Source organism: Streptomyces fodineus, from assembly GCF_001735805.1.
Lineage (GTDB): Bacteria > Actinomycetota > Actinomycetes > Streptomycetales > Streptomycetaceae > Streptomyces > Streptomyces fodineus.
The window spans coordinates 6,422,593-6,440,246 of record NZ_CP017248.1 but is presented as its reverse complement, the minus strand read 5'-3'; the positions used below and the strand labels follow the sequence as shown (position 1 = coordinate 6,440,246).

15 protein-coding genes and 1 pseudogene are annotated in these 17,654 nt (G+C 71.6%); 11 read left to right on the top strand and 5 right to left on the bottom strand.

All coding sequences use genetic code 11. From position 1 onward, the window contains the following. Window positions 1–39: 39 nt before the first annotated feature. Complete coding sequence (locus BFF78_RS27560; RefSeq protein WP_069780861.1) at window positions 40–1,485, bottom strand: FAD-dependent monooxygenase; 1,446 nt, start codon at window positions 1,483–1,485, stop codon at window positions 40–42. A gap of 171 nt (window positions 1,486–1,656) precedes the next feature. Here BFF78_RS27560 and BFF78_RS48430 point away from each other — a divergent pair. Then, window positions 1,657–1,944 (top strand): annotated as a pseudogene (locus BFF78_RS48430) (TetR/AcrR family transcriptional regulator); the annotation flags it as partial. A 169-nt stretch (window positions 1,945–2,113) separates the two neighbouring features. Here BFF78_RS48430 and BFF78_RS27555 read toward each other — a convergent pair. The 4 genes from BFF78_RS27555 to BFF78_RS27540 form a co-directional block, all read right to left on the bottom strand. Beyond that, window positions 2,114–2,389: a hypothetical protein gene (locus tag BFF78_RS27555; protein ID WP_069780860.1), complete on the bottom strand. Its 276-nt coding sequence runs from the start codon at window positions 2,387–2,389 to the stop codon at window positions 2,114–2,116. 58 nt (window positions 2,390–2,447) lie between these two features. Further along, the gene (gene malQ, locus BFF78_RS27550) at window positions 2,448–4,529 is read right to left on the bottom strand and encodes a 4-alpha-glucanotransferase (RefSeq protein ID WP_069780859.1); all 2,082 of its coding nucleotides are present in this window, start codon (window positions 4,527–4,529) and stop codon (window positions 2,448–2,450) included. Further along, window positions 4,530–4,793 carry a hypothetical protein gene (locus tag BFF78_RS27545; protein ID WP_069780858.1) on the bottom strand — a complete coding sequence of 88 codons (264 nt, stop codon included), beginning with the start codon at window positions 4,791–4,793 and terminating at the stop codon, window positions 4,530–4,532. Window positions 4,794–5,192: 399 nt separating this feature from the next. Next, on the bottom strand, window positions 5,193–5,729 hold the full coding sequence (locus BFF78_RS27540; RefSeq protein ID WP_069780857.1) for an HNH endonuclease: 537 nt from the start codon (window positions 5,727–5,729) through the stop codon (window positions 5,193–5,195). 316 nt (window positions 5,730–6,045) lie between these two features. Here BFF78_RS27540 and BFF78_RS27535 point away from each other — a divergent pair, with 316 nt between their 5' ends. The 10 genes from BFF78_RS27535 (at window position 6,046) to BFF78_RS27490 (ending at window position 17,614) form a co-directional block, all read left to right on the top strand. After that, a complete protein-coding gene (locus BFF78_RS27535; protein WP_069783849.1) occupies window positions 6,046–7,155 on the top strand; it encodes a mechanosensitive ion channel family protein in 1,110 nt (369 codons plus the stop codon). Window positions 7,156–7,299: 144 nt separating this feature from the next. Then, a complete protein-coding gene (locus BFF78_RS27530; protein ID WP_069780856.1) occupies window positions 7,300–7,917 on the top strand; it encodes a Uma2 family endonuclease in 618 nt (205 codons plus the stop codon). Window positions 7,918–8,123: 206 nt separating this feature from the next. Then, complete coding sequence (locus tag BFF78_RS27525; protein ID WP_069780855.1) at window positions 8,124–9,335, top strand: ROK family transcriptional regulator; 1,212 nt, start codon at window positions 8,124–8,126, stop codon at window positions 9,333–9,335. An 86-nt stretch (window positions 9,336–9,421) separates the two neighbouring features. Beyond that, window positions 9,422–10,732, top strand: coding sequence for an ABC transporter substrate-binding protein (locus BFF78_RS27520; RefSeq protein WP_069780854.1), 1,311 nt, complete (start codon window positions 9,422–9,424; stop codon window positions 10,730–10,732). A gap of 3 nt (window positions 10,733–10,735) precedes the next feature. Beyond that, entirely contained in the window at window positions 10,736–11,677 is a 942-nt protein-coding gene (locus BFF78_RS27515) for a carbohydrate ABC transporter permease (protein ID WP_069780853.1), read from the top strand. 2 nt (window positions 11,678–11,679) lie between these two features. After that, the gene (locus BFF78_RS27510; protein ID WP_069780852.1) at window positions 11,680–12,573 is read left to right on the top strand and encodes a carbohydrate ABC transporter permease; all 894 of its coding nucleotides are present in this window, start codon (window positions 11,680–11,682) and stop codon (window positions 12,571–12,573) included. Window positions 12,574–12,579: 6 nt separating this feature from the next. Beyond that, entirely contained in the window at window positions 12,580–13,845 is a 1,266-nt protein-coding gene (locus BFF78_RS27505) for a 6-phospho-beta-glucosidase (protein ID WP_069780851.1), read from the top strand. After that, window positions 13,836–14,834: an N-acetylglucosamine kinase gene (locus tag BFF78_RS27500; RefSeq protein WP_069780850.1), complete on the top strand. Its 999-nt coding sequence runs from the start codon at window positions 13,836–13,838 to the stop codon at window positions 14,832–14,834. Before BFF78_RS27505 ends, BFF78_RS27500 begins: the two co-directional genes overlap by 10 nt. 306 nt (window positions 14,835–15,140) lie before the next feature. After that, complete coding sequence (locus tag BFF78_RS27495; RefSeq protein WP_193433546.1) at window positions 15,141–16,568, top strand: hypothetical protein; 1,428 nt, start codon at window positions 15,141–15,143, stop codon at window positions 16,566–16,568. A 14-nt stretch (window positions 16,569–16,582) separates the two neighbouring features. Continuing rightward, complete coding sequence (locus BFF78_RS27490; RefSeq protein WP_069783848.1) at window positions 16,583–17,614, top strand: glutamate ABC transporter substrate-binding protein; 1,032 nt, start codon at window positions 16,583–16,585, stop codon at window positions 17,612–17,614. Window positions 17,615–17,654: the final 40 nt, after the last annotated feature.

Below are 17,654 nucleotides of genomic sequence, written 5' to 3'. Positions count from 1 at the left end.
CACGGCCGCCAGCCGCTCACCTGTTACCGAGACACGCTCCTAGGCGCCGACGTGCGCGGCGAGCGCCGTCCCGATGTCCGCCGCGCCGGCCGAGTCGGCCGCCCAGGCCGCGTATCCGTCGGGGCGGACCAGCACGGCCGTACGGCGGTCGCTCGCCCAGTGCGCCACCGTCAGCCGGTCCGCACGGGCGGGCCCCGGCTCGTACGGCTCCGGGGTGATCAGCACGAACCGGCCGCCGCGCAGCGCCTCGTAGAGGCGGGCGCCGCCGGCCAGGACGACGTCCGGGACGCGGGCGCCGGTGAGGCGGTGCGCGCCGCGGGGGGCGGGGTAGCGGTGGCCGATGCCGGTGATCTGGGCGGCGGCCTTGCGGCGGGCGGGGCCGACGGCGTTCAGGAAGGCGGTCAGCGCGGCGCGGGCGGCGAGGGTCCAGGGGCGCTTGGCCATGGCGAGACGGACGATCCCGCCGCTGCTGCGCAGCACCGCCTTGCCCACCGGATGCCGTTCGGCCTGGTAGGTGTCGAGCAGCGCGGGGTCCGCGTGCCCGGCGACGACCGCCGCGAGCTTCCAGCTCAGGTTGGCCGCGTCCTGGAGCCCGGTGTTCATGCCCTGGCCGCCGGCCGGGGTGTGCACGTGCGCGGCGTCACCGGCCAGGAAGACCCGCCCGACCCGGTAGGCCGGCGCCTGCCGTTCGTCGCTGTGGAAGCGGGACATCCAGCGGGCGTCGTGCATCCCGAAGTCCCGGCCGAGGGCGAGGCGGGTGATCTCCTTCACCTCGGCCAGGTCCAGCGGCTCGTGGTCGGGGACGTTACGGCCGCGGTGCCAGCCGATCACCCGGTGGTAGCCGTCGCCGAACGGCGCGAGGAAGGCGAAGGCGTCGCCGACGGCGTTGACGGTGAGCAGGGTCGGCGGCTGCTCGGCGAGCCGGACGTCGGCGAGGACCACGGACCGGATCACCGACTTGCCCGGGAAGGGCAGCCCGATCGCGTCCCGCACGGCGCTGCGCATGCCGTCGGTGCCGACGACGTACGCCGCCCGGAGGGTCTCCGTACGGCCTTCGGGCCCGCGCGCCTCCACCGTGACCCCGTCCGCGTCCTGGGTGAGACCGGTCAGCTCGGTCTCGTACCGGAAGTCGGCGCCCGCCTCGACCGCGCGCCTCTCCAGGACCTTCTCGACCTCGTACTGCGCAAGGACGAGGAGATGGTCGAAGCGGGAGGGGAGGGCGGCGAGGTCGATGGAGAGGCGGCCGAAGAGGCGGAGGCGGTCGAGGGGCTGACCGGCCTTTTCCAGGTCGTCGGCGAGGCTGCGGGCGTCGAACTGTTCGAGGGTGCGGGCGTGGAGGACGAAAGCGCGCGAGAGGTTGCTGATGCCGTGGGGGCGCTTTTCGAGGACGGTGACCGGGACGCCGGCCGCGGCGAGGTCACCGGCGAGCAGGAGTCCGGTGGGGCCGGAACCTACGACGATGATGTTTCCCTTGGTGCCGTTCATGGGGGCCTCCTGGATGCCAACGCTTGTCGGTCAACATCTGTTGGTCAACGCTTGTTGGCAACGGTAGGGCCGGGCGGCGGGGTGAGTCAACACTTGTTGGCATACGTTCGTTGGCCTGACCGGCAGCATGAAGACACCCCAGGCGCGCCGCTCCGACGCGCGCATCGATCGTCGATGGTCACGCGCTACTTCGGCAGCGAGCAGGGACTGTTCGCGGCGGCCGTCGCGCTGGACCTGCAGCCGCCGGAGCTGACGGCGGCGGCGCGGGGCGAGGTCGGGCGGACGCTCGTCGGCGCTTCCTTGGCATGTGGAAGGAGAACGAGGAGCTGACGGCCGTGCTCCGGGTCGGCGCCACCAACCAGGCCGCTGCGCATCCTGCCGGCCCGCGAGCTGACCCGCGAGGAACTGCCGGCGTGGCTTGGCCCGACCGTGCAGCGGTATCTGACCGCGCCGAACCCCAGAGCGGCACGGGCCCGACGGCACGAGCCCGGACGGCGCGGGGGGCGGACGACACGGGCCCGGACGGCGCGGGGGCGAAAACGCCGAAGGCGCCGACCTCACCCGGGTACGGCGTCACGCGCGTACCGGCGGGAGGACAGGCGCCCCCGGTGGGAGAACCGGTGTCCGGTCAGGCCTTGGCGTCGGCCCCGGACTTCACGTTGGAGGAGGGCTTGATGGTCCTGATCTTGGACTTGTCCAGCGCCATCACCAGACCGGCGATGACCGCGAACAGCGCGACCGGGAGCAGCACGTAGAGACCCAGCGTCTGGATGACGCTCAGGCCGGGGCCGGGGTCGTCGCCGTCGTCGCGGGTCAGCGCGAGCGCGGGGGACGACATGAGCAGCATCATCAGCGTCGTACCGGCGGCCAGGGCACCGGCGCGCAGGGCGTTCTTCTTGTCCACGACCTCAAGTTAGCGAACCACCCCGAAGGGCGCGCGCCCGGGGTCCCGTACCGGACGTTCACCCGCCTGCGACCTGCCTGAACACAGCGAGTAGCGCGCCCATTCGGGGGGATGCCGCGATGTCCTCCAGCGGTAGGGGACGGCCCTCGCGGTCGGCTATCGGCAGCCGCCAGTTCGGGTACTGGTCCCAGGTCCCGGGCAGGTTCTGCGGGCGGCGGTCGCCGACGCCGTCCGGGAGCCAGACGCCGATCAGGCGGGCCGGGGTGCGCAGCAGGAAGCGGTGGACGGCGCGGATCTCCTCCTCCTCGTCCGAGCCGGGCGGTCCGGCGGCGGTGCGGTTCAGCAGGCCGAGGCTGCCCAGCAGGGCGAGCCACTCGGCGGTGTCGGCGACGGCTTCGGCGCGTTCCTCGGTCGCCGGGCGGGTGAGCAGGCCCAGGCGGTCGCGCAGATCGACGTGGTCGCCGGTGAGCCGGGCGGCGGTGGGCGGCAGGTCGTGGGTGGTGGCGGTGGCCAGGCACTCGGCGCGCCAGCGGTCGGGCGGCAGCGGGCGCCCGTCGCCCTCCCAGTCGCGTTCGAACCACAGCACCGAGGTGCCGAGCACCCCGCGCCGCCGCAGCGTCTCGCGCACGCCGGGCTCGACGGTGCCGAGGTCCTCGCCGATGACGACGGCACCGGCGCGGGTGGCCTCCAGGGCGAGGATCGCGAGCATGGCGTCGGCGTCGTAGCGGACGTACGTGCCCTCGGTGGGTGCGCTGCCCTGCGGGACCCACCACAGCCGGAACAGGCCCATGACGTGGTCGACGCGCAGGGCGCCGGCGTAGCGGAAGAGGGCGCGCAGGAGGTCGCGGTAGGGGGCGTGGCCGGTGGCGGCGAGCCGGTCGGGGCGCCAGGGCGGCAGGCCCCAGTCCTGGCCGCGGGCGTTGAAGGCGTCGGGCGGGGCGCCGATGGAGGTGCCGGCGGCGAACACGTCCTGCTGGGCCCAGGCGTCGGCGCCGACGGGGTGCACGCCGACGGCGAGGTCGTGCACGATCCCGACGGGCATGCCGGCCTCGCGGGCGGCGCGCTGGGCGGCGCGCAGCTGGTCGTCGGTGAGCCAGGCGAGCCGGGCGTGGAACTCGGCCCGGTCGGCGAGCTCGGCACGGGCGCGGGCGGTACCGGCCGAGCGGGGGTCGCGCAGGTCGGCGGGCCAGCGGCGCCAGTCGGAGCCGTGGGTCTCGGCGAGGGCGCACCAGGTGGCGTGGTCGTCGAGGGCCTGGCCGTGGGCGGCGCGGAAGTCGTCGTAGGCGGCCCGGCGGCCGGGGCCCAGGGGGACGGCGAGGACCAGTTCCAGTGCCTCGCGTTTGACCTCCCACACCGCGTCCCGGTCGATGAGGGCGCCCTTGTCGAGGACGGCGGCGCGCAGCCGCTCGGCCCGCTCCAGCAGGGCGCTCAGCCGTGCGCGGTCCGCGACGTGGGCGAACTCGGGGATCGCCTCGATCCGCAGGTGCACGGGGTCGGGGAAGCGGCGCGAGGACGGGCGGTAGGGGGAGGGGTCGGTGGGGGCGCCGGGTACGGCCGCGTGCAGCGGGTTGACCTGGACGAATCCGGCGCCGGCGGTGCGTCCGGCCCAGCCGGCCAGCTCGGCGAGGTCGCCGAGGTCGCCCATGCCCCAGGAGCGGCGGGAGAGCAGCGAGTACAGCTGGACGAGGAGGCCGTAGGAGCGGCCGGGCGGGGCGGGCAGCCGGTCGGGGGCGACGACGAGGTGGGCGTGGCCGGTGCGCCCGTCGGGGGTGACGGCGGTCACCCGGTGCACGCCGAGCGGCAGCTCCGCGACGGTCTCCCGCTCCTCCCCCTCCTCGGTCTCGACGCGCAGGCGGGTGCCGGGCGGCAGCGCGGCGAGGGCGGCGGGGCCCTGCGGGTCGCCGGCCCAGTGCACGACCGTCGGCGGCAGCAGGCGCTCGCGCAGTTCGCGTTCCCGTGCGGCGAGCGCGGCGCGTACGGCGTCGGGGCCGGTCGCGTCGACGCCGAGGGCGGCCAGGGCGGCGACCACGGCGGAGGCGGGGACGGCGACCGTACGGCCCGGGGCGGGGCTGTAGGAGGCGGCGACCCCGTGCAGCTCGGCGAGCCGGGACAGGTCCGGGTCCTCGAGCGCCGCGGCCATCTACACCCCCGTACCGAAGCCGTCGGTGTCGTACGACCCCGTGCCGAAGGCGTCGGACTCGCTGGTCAGCGGTGTGGCGTCGGCGAGCGGCGGCTCGCTGGTCAGGGGCTCGAGGTCGGGCAGTGGGGGTTCGCTGGTCAGCGGGGCCTGGGCGCAGGCGCTCTCCGCGCTGAAGGCGCACAGCGGCGCCTCGTCGGTCGCGGCGGACGGATCCGTCTCGGGTTTCCACTGGGCCGGGATCGAGAGTCGAGCCGGTGCGGGCACGCGGGCCTCCTTGGGGCCGGCCGAACGAGTCGGCCGGATGGTGCGGCTTTGAACGGGTTACGGCAGGCCTACCCCGAGACAGCGTCCGCACTCGCTCCCATTCCCGGAGCACCTGAAAGGGGTGGCCGTGATCCGGTACCGCCCGGTGATCGGCACGGGCGCGTGAGACGGCTCCGCCCCATGGAGGGCGGGCGGGGGAACGACGAGGAGCCGGCGGCGGTGGCGGGGGCGCGGTGCCGGCGCGGGCCATCGCCCGCGGGGGGGGCGAGGCTGCGACGGCCGCACCCTGTACGACCGGCACCCGGGCCGGCTGCAAGAAGTTGCCGTGATCGGGCGGAGCCGACCCAAAGGGGCGCGGAGCTACCGCGCCCCCTCATAGGCGCAAAACACGGCCCGGATCTAGGCAGAAATGCCGTCGATCCGGGCCAGGGCATCATCCGCGCCATATGGCTGCAGGTAAGGCAACCACCGCGGATCCCTATGGCCCGTGCCGATGATGCGCCAGGCCAGCCCGGTCGGGGGAGCCGGTTTGTGTCGCAGACGCCACCCCAGTTCGACGAGGTGGCGGTCGGCCTTCACGTGGTTGCAGCGGCGGCAGGAGGCCACCACGTTGTCCCAGACGTGCTTGCCCCCGCGGCTGCGCGGGATGACGTGGTCGACGCTGGTTGCGACGCCACCGCAGTACATGCACCGGCCCCCGTCGCGCGCGAACAGTGCGCGGCGGGTGAGAGGAACGGGCCCCCGATAGGGAACCCGGACGAATCGCTTGAGCCGGACCACGCTGGGTGCGGGGAGCGTGACGGTTGCGCTGTGCATAAAGGCGCCGGATTCCTCGAGGGAGACAGCCTTGTTCTCCAGGACGAGGATGAGCGCGCGGCGGAGCGGTACGACGCCGAGCGGCTCGTACGACGCGTTGAGAACCAGGACATGCGGCACGGGTGCCTCCTTGGGCGTCGGCGGCGCGTGGCTCGCGCCGGGACGATCTGCAGTCAGTCTCCCCTCATGCCTGGTGGAAGCGCCACCATGTCCCGGTAACGGGCTGGGAGTGTTTTCGACCACATCTGATTCATCCCCAGGATCATGGCCGGTTCAAGCCGGGGTGAGCCCTGTCTCTCCTGTGCCCCTCCTTGGCGGATCCGCGCGGGACTCACACAATGCCCCGTTAGTGTGGTGGTCCTGTCCGCCCGGTGACCTTTTCGTGACCTTGACCGCCCCGCCGGCCGGACTGCGCAGCACCTTGGAGGTACCTGCCGTGTCGTCCTTGCCCGCCGCCCTCGTGGCCGCCGGAGCGTCGCCGACCCCGTCACCTTCCCCGTCCGGGACCGTACCCGCCGTGCCATCGCTCCAGGACGCCCAGGAGAGCGCCACGAACGCGGCGAGCTGGGTCGAGCAGAACTGGTCGACCTGGCTCGCGATGGGTCTGCAGATCCTGCTGATCGTGGTCATAGCGGTGGCGCTGCGCGCCGTCGTACGGCGCGCGATCACCAAACTGATAGACCGGATGGGCCGCACCGCCGATGCCGTGAACGGCACGGCGCTGGGCGGGCTGCTGGTCAACGCCGAGCGGCGGCGGCAGCGCTCCCAGGCGATCGGCTCCGTGCTCCGCTCGGTGGCGAGCTTCCTGATCCTCGGTACGGCCGCGCTGATGGTGCTGTCCACGTTCAAGATCAACCTGGCGCCGCTGCTGGCCTCGGCCGGTGTGGCCGGCGTGGCGATCGGTTTCGGCGCCCGGAACCTGGTCACGGACTTCCTGTCCGGCGTGTTCATGATCCTGGAGGACCAGTACGGCCTCGGTGACGTGATCGACGCGGGGGTGGCCACCGGTGAGGTGATCGAGGTCGGGCTGCGCGTGACCAAGCTGCGCGGGGGCGACGGCGAGATCTGGTACGTCCGCAACGGCGAGATCAAGCGGATCGGCAACCTCTCGCAGGGCTGGGCGACGGCCGGGGTCGACGTGACGGTGAGGTCGAGCGAGGACCTGAACCGTGTGAAGTCCACGCTGGACCATGTCGCCGAGCACATGAGCAAGGAAGAGCCCTGGAACGAGCTGCTGTGGGGCCCGATCGAGGTGCTCGGCCTGGACTCGGTCCTGATCGACTCGATGGTGGTCCGGGTCTCGGCCAAGACGATGCCGGGCAAGGCGCTGACGATCGAGCGGGAGTTGCGCTGGCGCATCAAGCGGGCGTTCGACGAGGCGCACATCCGCATCGTGGGCGGTGCGACGGCTACGGAGGACGTGGCGGACACCCCCGATCCGACGTCGGCGGTGGCGGCCCCCTCGGCCTTCTCCAACGCGGACTCCCCGCAGGCGAGGGCGACGGCACCGATCGTCCCGCAGTCGCCTGCGGCTCCGGGCAAGTAGCGGGGACGAGCGGAACGGTTTCAGCACACTCGTTCGAGTGAGCAGGTGGGGCATTCCGGCGCGCGGTGCGCACGGGGTGCCCCATCGTTCTGCCGGGGCGCCCAGCGTGGGCTTAGCCTGGCATCAGCGTGACGAGGAGAAGCGATGAGCGCCGAACCGATCATGGAGCCGGTCATGACGCAGGACCCCATCGACCTGTTGAACGCGATCGAAGAGGCATCACCGGTGCCGATTCGACCGGAGTATGTCGAGGGGACGATCATCGTGCCGCCGTATCCCGACGAAGACCACAACGACGGTATTGGGGAGCTTTACATCCAGTTCCGGTCAGCCGGATTCCCCCTCGCCGGCTTCGGCAGCGCCTTCCGCGCCGCCGATAAGAACGGCGGCACCGTCGCGTCGCTCGCTCCGGACTTTTACGTGCGCCGCCGCAAGGCCTCCGACCTTGACGCGGCGTATCGCGGAGCCAACGGAGGGCGGTACCCCATGGACATGCTCGACCTGGTCGGCGAAGTCACGTCCACGAACCACAAAACCGACACCGGCCCCAAGTTCCGCGCCTACGCCGCCGCCGGAGTCCCGATCTACGTCCTGATCAACCGCCACTCCAAAACGGCCCACTGCTACACGGACCCCGTCCTCCCCGGCGACGACCCCACCGAGGCGTACTACGCCACCGACACCAAGGTCACCCTCGGCGACCCCCTCCCCCTCCCGGCGCCGTACCCCACTCTCGACACCGCCCCCTTCCTCGACGACTGAGCCCCCGGACCATCCGGCCCCCGAGATAACGACTCCGTTTCCTCGGGCCGTTGTCTATTGACGCCCCCTTCGTCCTGGGCTTACGTTCCTCGCACCGCGATAGGAAACTTTCCTAACAGTGATCTTCCGGCGGCCGTTGATCAAGGCTGGACGCCACGCCCGGGTCGCTGAAAAGCTGGGTGGCTGGAAAGGCAGGTGTCGACCCCATGGCAGGAACCGCCGGTACGCCGGGCACCCCGCGTGTGCTGCGCGCCATGAACGACCGCGCCGCCCTGGACCTCCTGCTGGAGCACGGGCCGCTGTCACGCACCCGGATCGGGAAGCTCACCGGCCTGTCCAAGCCCACCGCCTCCCAGCTGCTGGCCCGCCTGGAGGCGGCAGGGCTCGTGCGGGTGACCGGCACCAGCGAGGGGCGGCCGGGGCCCAACGCCCAGCTGTACGCCGTCAATCCCGCCGCCGCTCACGCCGCCGGGCTCGACGTCACCCCGGAACGCATCCGGGCCGCCGTCGCCGACATCACCGGACGCACGGTCGGTGAGTACGAGCTGCCCACCCCGGGGCGACGGCCGGCCCAGCCCGTCGTACAGCAGGTCACCGACGCGCTCGACGGTGCCGTGAAGGCCGCCGGGCTCGCGCGGGCCGACGTGCACCGGCTGGTCATCGGCACCCCGGGTGCCTTCGACCCGGGCACCGGGCGGCTGCGCTACGCCTCCCATCTGCCCGGCTGGCACTCCCCCACCCTGCTCGACGAACTGGCGGCGGCGCTGCCGATGCCGGTGGAGTACGAGAACGACGTCAACCTCGTCGCCCTCGCCGAACAGCGGCTCGGGGCGGCCAAGGGGCACGCGGACTTCGTGCTGCTGTGGAACCAGGAAGGCCTCGGCGCCGCCCTGGTCCTCGGCGGCCGGCTGCACCGCGGCTGGACCGGCGGCGCCGGCGAGGTCGGCTTCCTGCCGGTGCCGGGCACGCCCCTGGTCCGGCAGGTGACCAAGGCCAACAGCGGTGGCTACCAGGAGCTGGCCGGCTCCCAGGCCGTACCGAAGCTGGCCCGGGAACTCGGCATCCCGGACCTGCCGTCGGGGCCGTACACCGAGGTCGCCGCCGAGCTCGTGGCCCGGGGCGCCGATCACACCCGTGGCCCCTACCGGGAGCTGCTCCAGACCTATGCGACCCGGCTCGCCACCGGTCTCGCCTCGCTCGTCTCCGTCCTCGACCCCGAGCTCGTCGTCCTCAGCGGCTCCGCGCTGACGGCCGGCGGCGAGGTCTTGCGCGCCCTCGTCCAGGCCGAGCTGGAGGAGCTGGCCGCGGCCCGCCCCCGGCTGGTCGTCGGCGACGTCCGCGAACACCCCGTCCTGCGCGGCGCGTTGGAGTCCGCGCTCGTGACCACCCGCGACGAGGTCTTCGACACCTCGCGCTAGAGCAGCCCCCTCCTTCACCGATTTCACCCACCCCGCCCCCGGGAGACCTCGCCATGCCCGAAGTCATACCCTCAGCTGCCCGAAAGATGGCTTTTGCCCTCACCGCCTCCCTCGCTCTGCTCACCACCGCCTGTACCGGTCAGTCCGGATCCGGTGCCACGGACGACGCCTCGAAGGACACGACGATCAACTTCTGGCACGCCTGGAGCGCGCAGAACGAGGTGAAGGCCGTCAAGTCGCTCGTCGCCGGTTTCGAGAAGGCGCACCCCAACATCCACGTGAACGTCGTCGGCGACATGACCGACGACAAGATCAATCAGGCGCTGCGGTCGGGGGGTGACAAGGCACCGGACGTCATCTCCTCCTTCACCACCAACAATGTGGGCAAGTTCTGTTCCTCCGGCGCGCTGGTCGATCTGAACCCCTTCTTCAAGAAGTCGGGCATCGATCCGCGGACCACGTTCCCGAAGCCGATGAACGAATACACCCAGTTCGACGGCGACCGCTGTACGGTGCCGCTGCTCGGTGACGCGTACGGGCTCTACTACAACAAGACGGCGTTCCAGAAGGCCGGTATCGCCGATCCGCCGAAGACGTGGTCCGAGTTCGAGGCGGACGCCAAGAAGCTGACCATCCCGCAGGGTGACAGCTACAAGCAGCTCGGATTCATGCCGGACTACCACGGCTGGGAGACCACCACCGAGCACTATTTCGCGCAGTTCTCGCCGACGTACTTCGGCAAGGACGGAAAGTCGAACGTCGCCACGGACCCGGCGTTCGAGAAGGGCTTCGCACTCCAGAAGCGGCTCGTGGACGAACTCGGCGGATTCCAGAAGCTGGAGAGGTTCCGCTCGACGCTCGGTGACGAGTGGGGCCCCAAGCACCCCTTCCACACCGGTCAGGTCGCCATGCAGCTCGACGGCGAATGGCGGCTCGGGATGGCCGAGCAGGCCAAGCCGCAGTTCGAGATCGGGGTCGCCCCGCTGCCCGTGCCCGACGACCAGGCCGCGCAGTACGGCAAGGGGTACATCACCGGCACCATCGCGGGCATCGCCGCCGCCAGCCACAAGCAGAACGCGGCCTGGGAGTTCGTCAAGTACATCACCACGGACACCGATGCCGTGGTCGGCTTCGCCAACGACATCCACAACGTCCCCTCGACGCTGGCCGCGCTGAAGTCGCCGAAGCTGACGTACGACCCGCGTTTCAAGACGTTCCTCGACATCGCCGCCGACCCGGACTCCACCACCTCTCCCGCCTCGGTCAACGGCGGTCAGTACCTGGTGACGATCCAGCAGCTCGGCTATGACTACGAAAGCGGCAAGGTCACCGATCTGAAGTCCGGCCTGAAGAACTCGGCCGCGCAGATCGACACGGACATCGCGCAGGCGAAGTAGCCGATGACCACGGTCACTCTGGCGTCCAAGCGCCGCCGGTCGGCGCTCAGGACCATCGCCTTCATGTCGCCCTGGCTGATCGGTTTCGCGGTCTTCTTCGCGTACCCGCTGATCTCGACGGTCTATTTCTCCTTCATGCACTACGACGGCTTCAAGGCGCCGACGTGGAGCGGAGGCAAGAACTGGGCCTATGTCTTCGAGCACTACCCGCTGTTCTGGCCGGCCCTGCGCAACACGCTGTGGCTGGTCGTGGTGATGGTGACGCTCCGGGTCGTCTTCGGGCTCGGCATCGGGCTGCTGATCACCAAGATCAAGACGGGCACGGGGGTGTTCCGCACCCTGTTCTACCTGCCGTATCTCGCCCCGCCGGTCGCCGCGACCATGGCCTTCGCCTTCCTGCTCAACCCCGGTACGGGCCCGGTCAACTCGATCCTGGAGAAGGTGGGCATCCCGGCGCCCGGCTGGTTCAACGACCCCACCTGGTCCAAGCCGGCCCTGACCCTGCTGGCGCTGTGGGGCATCGGCGACCTGATGGTCATCTTCATGGCCGCGCTGCTGGACGTGCCGACCGAGCAGTACGAGGCGGCCGAGCTGGACGGGGCCTCGGCCTGGCAGCGCTTCCGGTACGTCACCCTGCCGAACATCTCCCCGATCGTGATGTTCGCGGTCGTCACCGGCGTGATCCAGACCATGCAGTACTACACCCAGCCGCTGATCGCCGGGAAGGTCGCCTCCGGGGTGATCCAGGGCGCGGGCACCCAGTTCGAGCCCGGCTACCCGGACAAGTCCACGCTCACCCTCCCCCAGCTCGTCTACAACCTCGGCTTCCAGCGCTTCGACTACGGCTCGGCCTGTGTGGTGGCCCTGGTGCTGTTCGCCCTGTCGATGGTGTTCACCGGGTTCCTGATGCGGCGCCGGGGCGGTCTCATCCAGGCAGGTGACTGACCATGACCCAAGTACTGGACAAGCCGGCCGCCTTGGCTTCCTCCGCCACGGCCGCCGAGCGCACCGCCCGCCGCAGGGCGCTGCTCGAATGGATCGCCGTCCACGCCCTCGGGGTCGCCGCCGCGCTGTTCTTCACGCTGCCGTTCGTGTTCGTGTTCCTGACCTCGCTGATGAGCGACACCCAGGCACTCAGCCGCGACCTGATCCCGCACACCTGGGAGTGGGGCAACTACCGGCAGGTCTTCGACACTCCCGGCTTCCTGACCTGGTGGAAGAACACGCTGATCTACGCCGGCCTGGGCACCGTGCTCACCGTCGTCTCCTCGATCCCGGTGGCGTACGCGCTCGCCAAGTTCCGCTTCCGGGGCCGCAATCTGTCGCTCATGCTGGTGATCTCGATGATGATGCTGCCGCCGCAGGTGGTCATCATCCCGATGTACCTGTTCTGGGCGAAGCAGCTGGACCTGTCCGGCACGCTGTGGCCGCTGATCATCCCCATGGCGTTCGGCGACGCGTTCTCCATCTTCCTGCTGCGCCAGTTCCTGATGACGATCCCGAACGAGTACGTGGACGCCGCGCGGGTCGACGGCTGCGGGGACCTGAGGACCCTGCTGAAAGTCGTCCTGCCGATGGCCAGGCCGGGCATCGCCGCCGTGGCCCTTTTCCAGTTCTTCTACGCCTGGAACGACTACTTCGGCCCGCAGATCTACGCGTCCGAGAACCCGGGCGCCTGGACGCTGTCCTACGGCCTGGAGTCCTTCAAGGGCGCCCACCACACGGACTGGAATCTCACCATGGCCGCGACCGTGCTGGTCATGGCCCCCGTGATCCTCGTGTTCTTCTTCGCCCAGAAGGCGTTCGTCGAAGGCGTCACGCTCACCGGAGTGAAGGGTTAACCCCGTATGAAACTCACCGTGGTCGGCGGAGGCTCGACCTACACCCCCGAACTCATCGACGGCTTCGCCCGCCTCAGGGACACCCTGCCCATCGAGGAACTGGTCCTCGTGGACCCGGCCGCCGAGCGCCTGGAGCTGGTGGGCGGGCTGGCCCGCCGGATCTTCGCCAAGCAGGGGCACAGCGGCCGGATCGTCACCACCGCCGACCTGGACGCGGGCGTCGACGGCGCCGACGCCGTCCTGCTCCAGCTGCGCGTCGGCGGCCAGGCGGCCCGGCAGCAGGACGAGACCTGGCCGCTGGAGTGCGGCTGCGTCGGCCAGGAGACCACCGGCGCGGGCGGCCTGGCCAAGGCGCTGCGCACGGTCCCGGTGGTGCTGGACATCGCCGAACGGGTCCGCCGTACCAACCCGCGCGCCTGGATCATCGACTTCACCAACCCGGTCGGCATCGTCACCCGGGCCCTGCTCCAGGCCGGGCACCGCGCGGTCGGGCTGTGCAACGTGGCGATCGGCTTCCAGCGGAAGTTCGCGGGCCTGCTCGGTGTGGCGCCGGCGGATGTGCATCTGGCCCATGTGGGCCTCAACCACCTCACGTGGGAAACCGGTGTGCGGCTGGGCGGTCCGGAAGGCGAGAACGTCCTCCCGAAACTGCTCGCCGAGCACGGCGACGCGATCGCCGACGACCTCCGCCTCCCGCGCCCCCTGCTGGACCGCCTGGGCGTGGTCCCCTCCTACTACCTGCGCTACTACTACGCCCACGACGAGGTCGTGCGCGAACTGCGCACCAAGCCGTCCCGCGCGGCCGAAGTGGCGGCCATGGAGCGGGAGTTGCTGGCTATGTACGGCGACCCGGCCCTGGACGAGAAGCCGGCGCTGCTCGCCCGGCGCGGCGGCGCCTACTACTCGGAGGCGGCCGTCGACCTCGCGGCGGCGCTGCTGGGCGGTGGCGGCAGCCCGTACCAGGTGGTGAACGCCGTCAACCGGGGCACCCTGCCCTTCCTGCCCGACGACGCGGTGATCGAGGTCCAGGCCGCGGTCGGCCCGAGCGGACCCGCCCCGCTGCCGGTGCCCGAGCCGGACCCCCTGTTCTGCGGTCTGATCGCGAACGTGACGGCGTACGAGGACCTGGCCCTGGAGGCGGCGCTGCGCGGCGGCCGGGACCGGGTCTTCCGTGCCCTGCTCGCCCACCCGCTGATCGGCCAGTACGCGTACGCCGACGCCCTCACCGACCAGCTGATCGCACACAACCGGGAGCACCTCGCGTGGGCCTGATGTCAACCGTCCTGGCGATCGACGCGGGCAACAGCAAGACCGACGTGGCCGTGGTCACCGCCGCCGGGGAGGTGCTGGCCACGGCCCGCGGCGGCGGCTTCCGCCCGCCCGCGGTGGGGGTGGCGGCGGCGCTGGAGGCGCTGGCCGAACCGGTCGCGCGGGCCTTCGCGGACGCGGGCGTCACCGCCGTCTCCCATGTCTCGGCCTGCCTGGCCAACGCCGACCTCCCCGTCGAGGAGGAGCAGTTGGCGACGGCGCTGGGGGCGCGTGGCTGGGGCGCGTCGGTGGAGGTGCGCAACGACACCTTCGCGATCCTGCGGGCCGGGGTCGCCGAGCCGCGCGGCGTGGCCGTGGTGTGCGGCGCGGGCATCAACTGCGTCGGGATGCGCCCCGACGGCCGTACCGCCCGCTTCCCGGCCATCGGCCGCGTCTCCGGTGACTGGGGCGGGGGCTGGTTCCTGGCGGAGGAGTCCCTGTGGCACGCGGCACGCGCGGAGGACGGCCGCGGCGAACCCACGTCCCTCTCCCGTACCCTGCCCGCGCACTTCGGCCTGCCGACCATGTACGCGCTGATCGAGGCGCTGCACCTGGAGCACATCGACCACCACCGCCGGCACGAGCTGGCCCCGGTGCTGTTCGCGACGGCCGCCGAGGGCGATGCGGTGGCCCGCTCGATCGTCGCCCGGCTCGCCGAGGAGGTGACGGTGCTGGCCACGGTGGCGCTGACCCGCCTGGACCTCCTCGACGAGGAGACCCCGGTCCTGCTGGGCGGCGGCGTCCTGACGGCCCGTCACGCCCTGCTGAACGACACCGTCCGCGACCTGCTGGCCGCCCGCGCCCCCAAGGCCGACGTCCGGGTGGTCACGGCGAGCCCGGTCCTCGGCGCGGCCCTGCTGGGCCTGGACCGGCTGGGAGCGCGGGCGGAGGCTCGGGAGCGGGCGCGGGGGTACTGGGAGGCCGGCAGGCCCGCCCGGCGCGGGGACGACTGACCGGCGCATGCAGTCGGCCCGCTCGCCCGCGCGCACGCCGGAGCGCGCGACCCCCGGGTCACCCGGTGATGCGTCCGGACAGCCGCCACTGCAGATACGTGGCGAGGTCCGGCGCGGCCCTGGTGCGGCTGTCGGATCAGGCGATCGCCGCACGAGGTGCCCGTCGCCGGGGAACCGAACAGGTGCGCCCGGCGTATTCATGAGCAGCGCACGCTGCGATCCGATCAAGATCCAGTGAAGGCCGGTGCGGATGTCAGTCCGGGCGGTGATACTTGGCGGCGAACGGATGACCCTGGGGGAGGTCGAGTGACACACCCGCCGAAGAGCACAGCACCACCGGTGGCCGGCCCCGGTGTGTCCACCGCCCCCGGCATCCCCGCACAGCCCGGCGGGCCGGCCCCCACCGGCTCCCCCACGCCCGCCAGAACCGCGTTCGCCGAGGGCTTCGACCGACTGAGGGCCGCGGCCACCACCGAGCCGGGCCGGCTGCAGATCATCGGGGCCGTACTGGCGCTGCTGGTCGTGGCGTTCGGCGGGGTCACCGCCTGGCAGGCCAGTGAGCGGGCCGCCGCCGCCGACGACGTGCTGCACAGGAGCCAGCCGCTCAGTTCCGGCGCGGCCGGCATCTACCGCTCGCTGGCCGACGCCAACACGGCCGCCTCCAGCGGGTTCCTGGCCGGCGGGCAGGAGACGGCCGCCTCCCGGGACCGGTACGAGAAGGACATCCGGACCGCCGCGTCGGGCCTCGTCACGGCCGCCGCCAACGCCGAGCCGGGCTCCGCCTCCGAGGCGACCATCGCCAGGCTGAACAGGCTGCTGCCCGAGTACAAGGGGCTCATCGAGCGGGCGCGGACGTACAACCGGCAGGGGTATCCGGTCGGCGGCGCCTATCTGCGGTACGCCAACGAGAAGATGCAGAAGGAGATGCTCCCGGCGGCGGAGGATCTCTACACCAAGGAGAACCAGCGGCTCGACGCCGACTACGGCGACGCCACGCCGTATCCGTGGATCGCCATCGCGCTCGGCGTGCTCGCGCTGGCCGCGCTCGGCTGGGCCCAGCACCGCACCTACCGGCGCACCAACCGCGTCCTCAACCACGGCCTGGTCGCCGCCTCCACCGCCACGGCCACAGCCCTGCTGTGGCTGGTCGTCGGGCACGCGGTGGCCCGCGCCGAGCTGAACGGCTCCTACGACCACGGCATCCGCTCGCTGAACGTGCTGCACGACGCCCGCATCGCCTCCCTGAAGGCGCGCGGCAACGAGAACCTGAGCCTGGTGGCGCGCGGCGCCGAGACCGTCACGGTGGGCGGGCAGACGTACGACGCCTACTACTACGACTTCGACAAGGACCTGGCCGGCCTCGGCGAGGGCCTGACCCGGGCCGAGAAGCTCGCCGACGACCAGGGCGGCCGTACGCCGGTCAAGACGGCCGAGGGCAACATGACGGTGTGGAAGCAGCGTCACGCCTCCGCCCGCACCGAGGACGAGGACGGCAACTTCGAGCAGGCGCTGGACAAGGTCATCGGCGCCAAGGGCGCCACCGGCGAGTGCTTCGACGGTGTCGACCGCAGTCTCGCCCAGGCGATCGACCACGAGCAGAGCGAGTTCCAGCAGGCCGCCGGCGACGGGCGGGACGCGATGACCGGGCTGCCGGTGGGCGCGGCCGTGCTCGCGGTGCTCGGCGCGGCCGGTGCCGTGTCCGGCATCGGGCGCAGACTTTCGGAGTACCGGTGACAGGGGGCATGACGATGCACGCGGCACGTGTACGGGCCTCCCTGCGGGGCTGGGGCGGGGTCGGCGCGATGGCGGTGCTGTGCGCGCTGGCCCTGGCGTTCGTCCTGCTGCTGCCGTGCACCCAGAGGGCACCGCACGACGGCAGGCCCGCCGGGCAGCGGGTGGCGACCGGCACCGAGGCCCGCGCCGACAACTGCAATCCCTCCGAGGCGCAGAACCAGACCCTGTCGCCGTCCGGCGCGGACGGTCCGGCGATCGACGCGATCAAGGCCCGTACGGGCGCCAAGCGCAAGCTGATCGTCGGCGTCGACCAGAACAGCTACCACTGGGGCTACCGCAACCCGAACACCCAGGGCGCGGAGCTGGAGGGCTTCGACATCGACCTGGTGCACCGGATCGCCCAGGACATCCTCGGCGACCCGGAGGCGGTGCAGTTCAAGGCGATACCGACCAGCCAGCGGATCCCCGCGATACAGGACGGGCGGGTGGACATGGTCGTGCGGACCATGACCATCAACTGCGAGCGGCTGTCCCAGGTGGCGTTCTCCGCGCCCTACTTCAAGACCGGGCAGCAGGTCCTCGCGCCCAAGTCCTCGTCCATCACGGGCTACAACGCCACCCTGGCGCACAAGAAGGTCTGCACGGCGGCCGGTTCGACGGCGTACACCAAGCTGGACGCCGACAGGAAGGCCGGCACCCTGCCCGCCTCCACCGACATCTCCACCACCGTCCCGAACCAGCTGGACTGCCTGGTCAGGCTGCAACTCGGCGAGGTGGACGCGGTGGTGACCGACGGCGCGCTCGCCGCCAGCCAGGCCGCGCAGGACCCCACCGTCGAACTGAAGGGCGGGGCGTTCACGACCGAGTACTACGGCGTGGCGATGAAGAAGGACGCCTCCGATCTGGTACGCCGGGTCAATCGCATTCTGGTCGGCTACCGCGCCAGCGGCTGGCAGGCGTCGTACGACCAGTGGCTGTCGGCGACACTGGGAAAGGACTCGAGCGCGTCCAAGCCGCCCGCGCCGCAGTATCTGCGGACGAGTTGAGCCACATCCGACCGGAACACATGACAGCAGCGAGAGGTGA

Coding starts and splice junctions, on each gene's coding strand:
- BFF78_RS27490 (WP_069783848.1), top strand. CDS start 16,583: ATGCACGCGGCACGTGTACGGGCCTCCCTGCGGGGCTGGGGCGGGGTC.
- BFF78_RS27515 (WP_069780853.1), top strand. CDS start 10,736: ATGACCACGGTCACTCTGGCGTCCAAGCGCCGCCGGTCGGCGCTCAGG.
- BFF78_RS27520 (WP_069780854.1), top strand. CDS start 9,422: ATGGCTTTTGCCCTCACCGCCTCCCTCGCTCTGCTCACCACCGCCTGT.
- BFF78_RS27525 (WP_069780855.1), top strand. CDS start 8,124: ATGGCAGGAACCGCCGGTACGCCGGGCACCCCGCGTGTGCTGCGCGCC.
- BFF78_RS27560 (WP_069780861.1), bottom strand. CDS start 1,485: ATGAACGGCACCAAGGGAAACATCATCGTCGTAGGTTCCGGCCCCACC.
- BFF78_RS27505 (WP_069780851.1), top strand. CDS start 12,580: ATGAAACTCACCGTGGTCGGCGGAGGCTCGACCTACACCCCCGAACTC.
- BFF78_RS27530 (WP_069780856.1), top strand. CDS start 7,300: ATGAGCGCCGAACCGATCATGGAGCCGGTCATGACGCAGGACCCCATC.
- malQ (WP_069780859.1), bottom strand. CDS start 4,529: ATGGCCGCGGCGCTCGAGGACCCGGACCTGTCCCGGCTCGCCGAGCTG.
- BFF78_RS27510 (WP_069780852.1), top strand. CDS start 11,680: ATGACCCAAGTACTGGACAAGCCGGCCGCCTTGGCTTCCTCCGCCACG.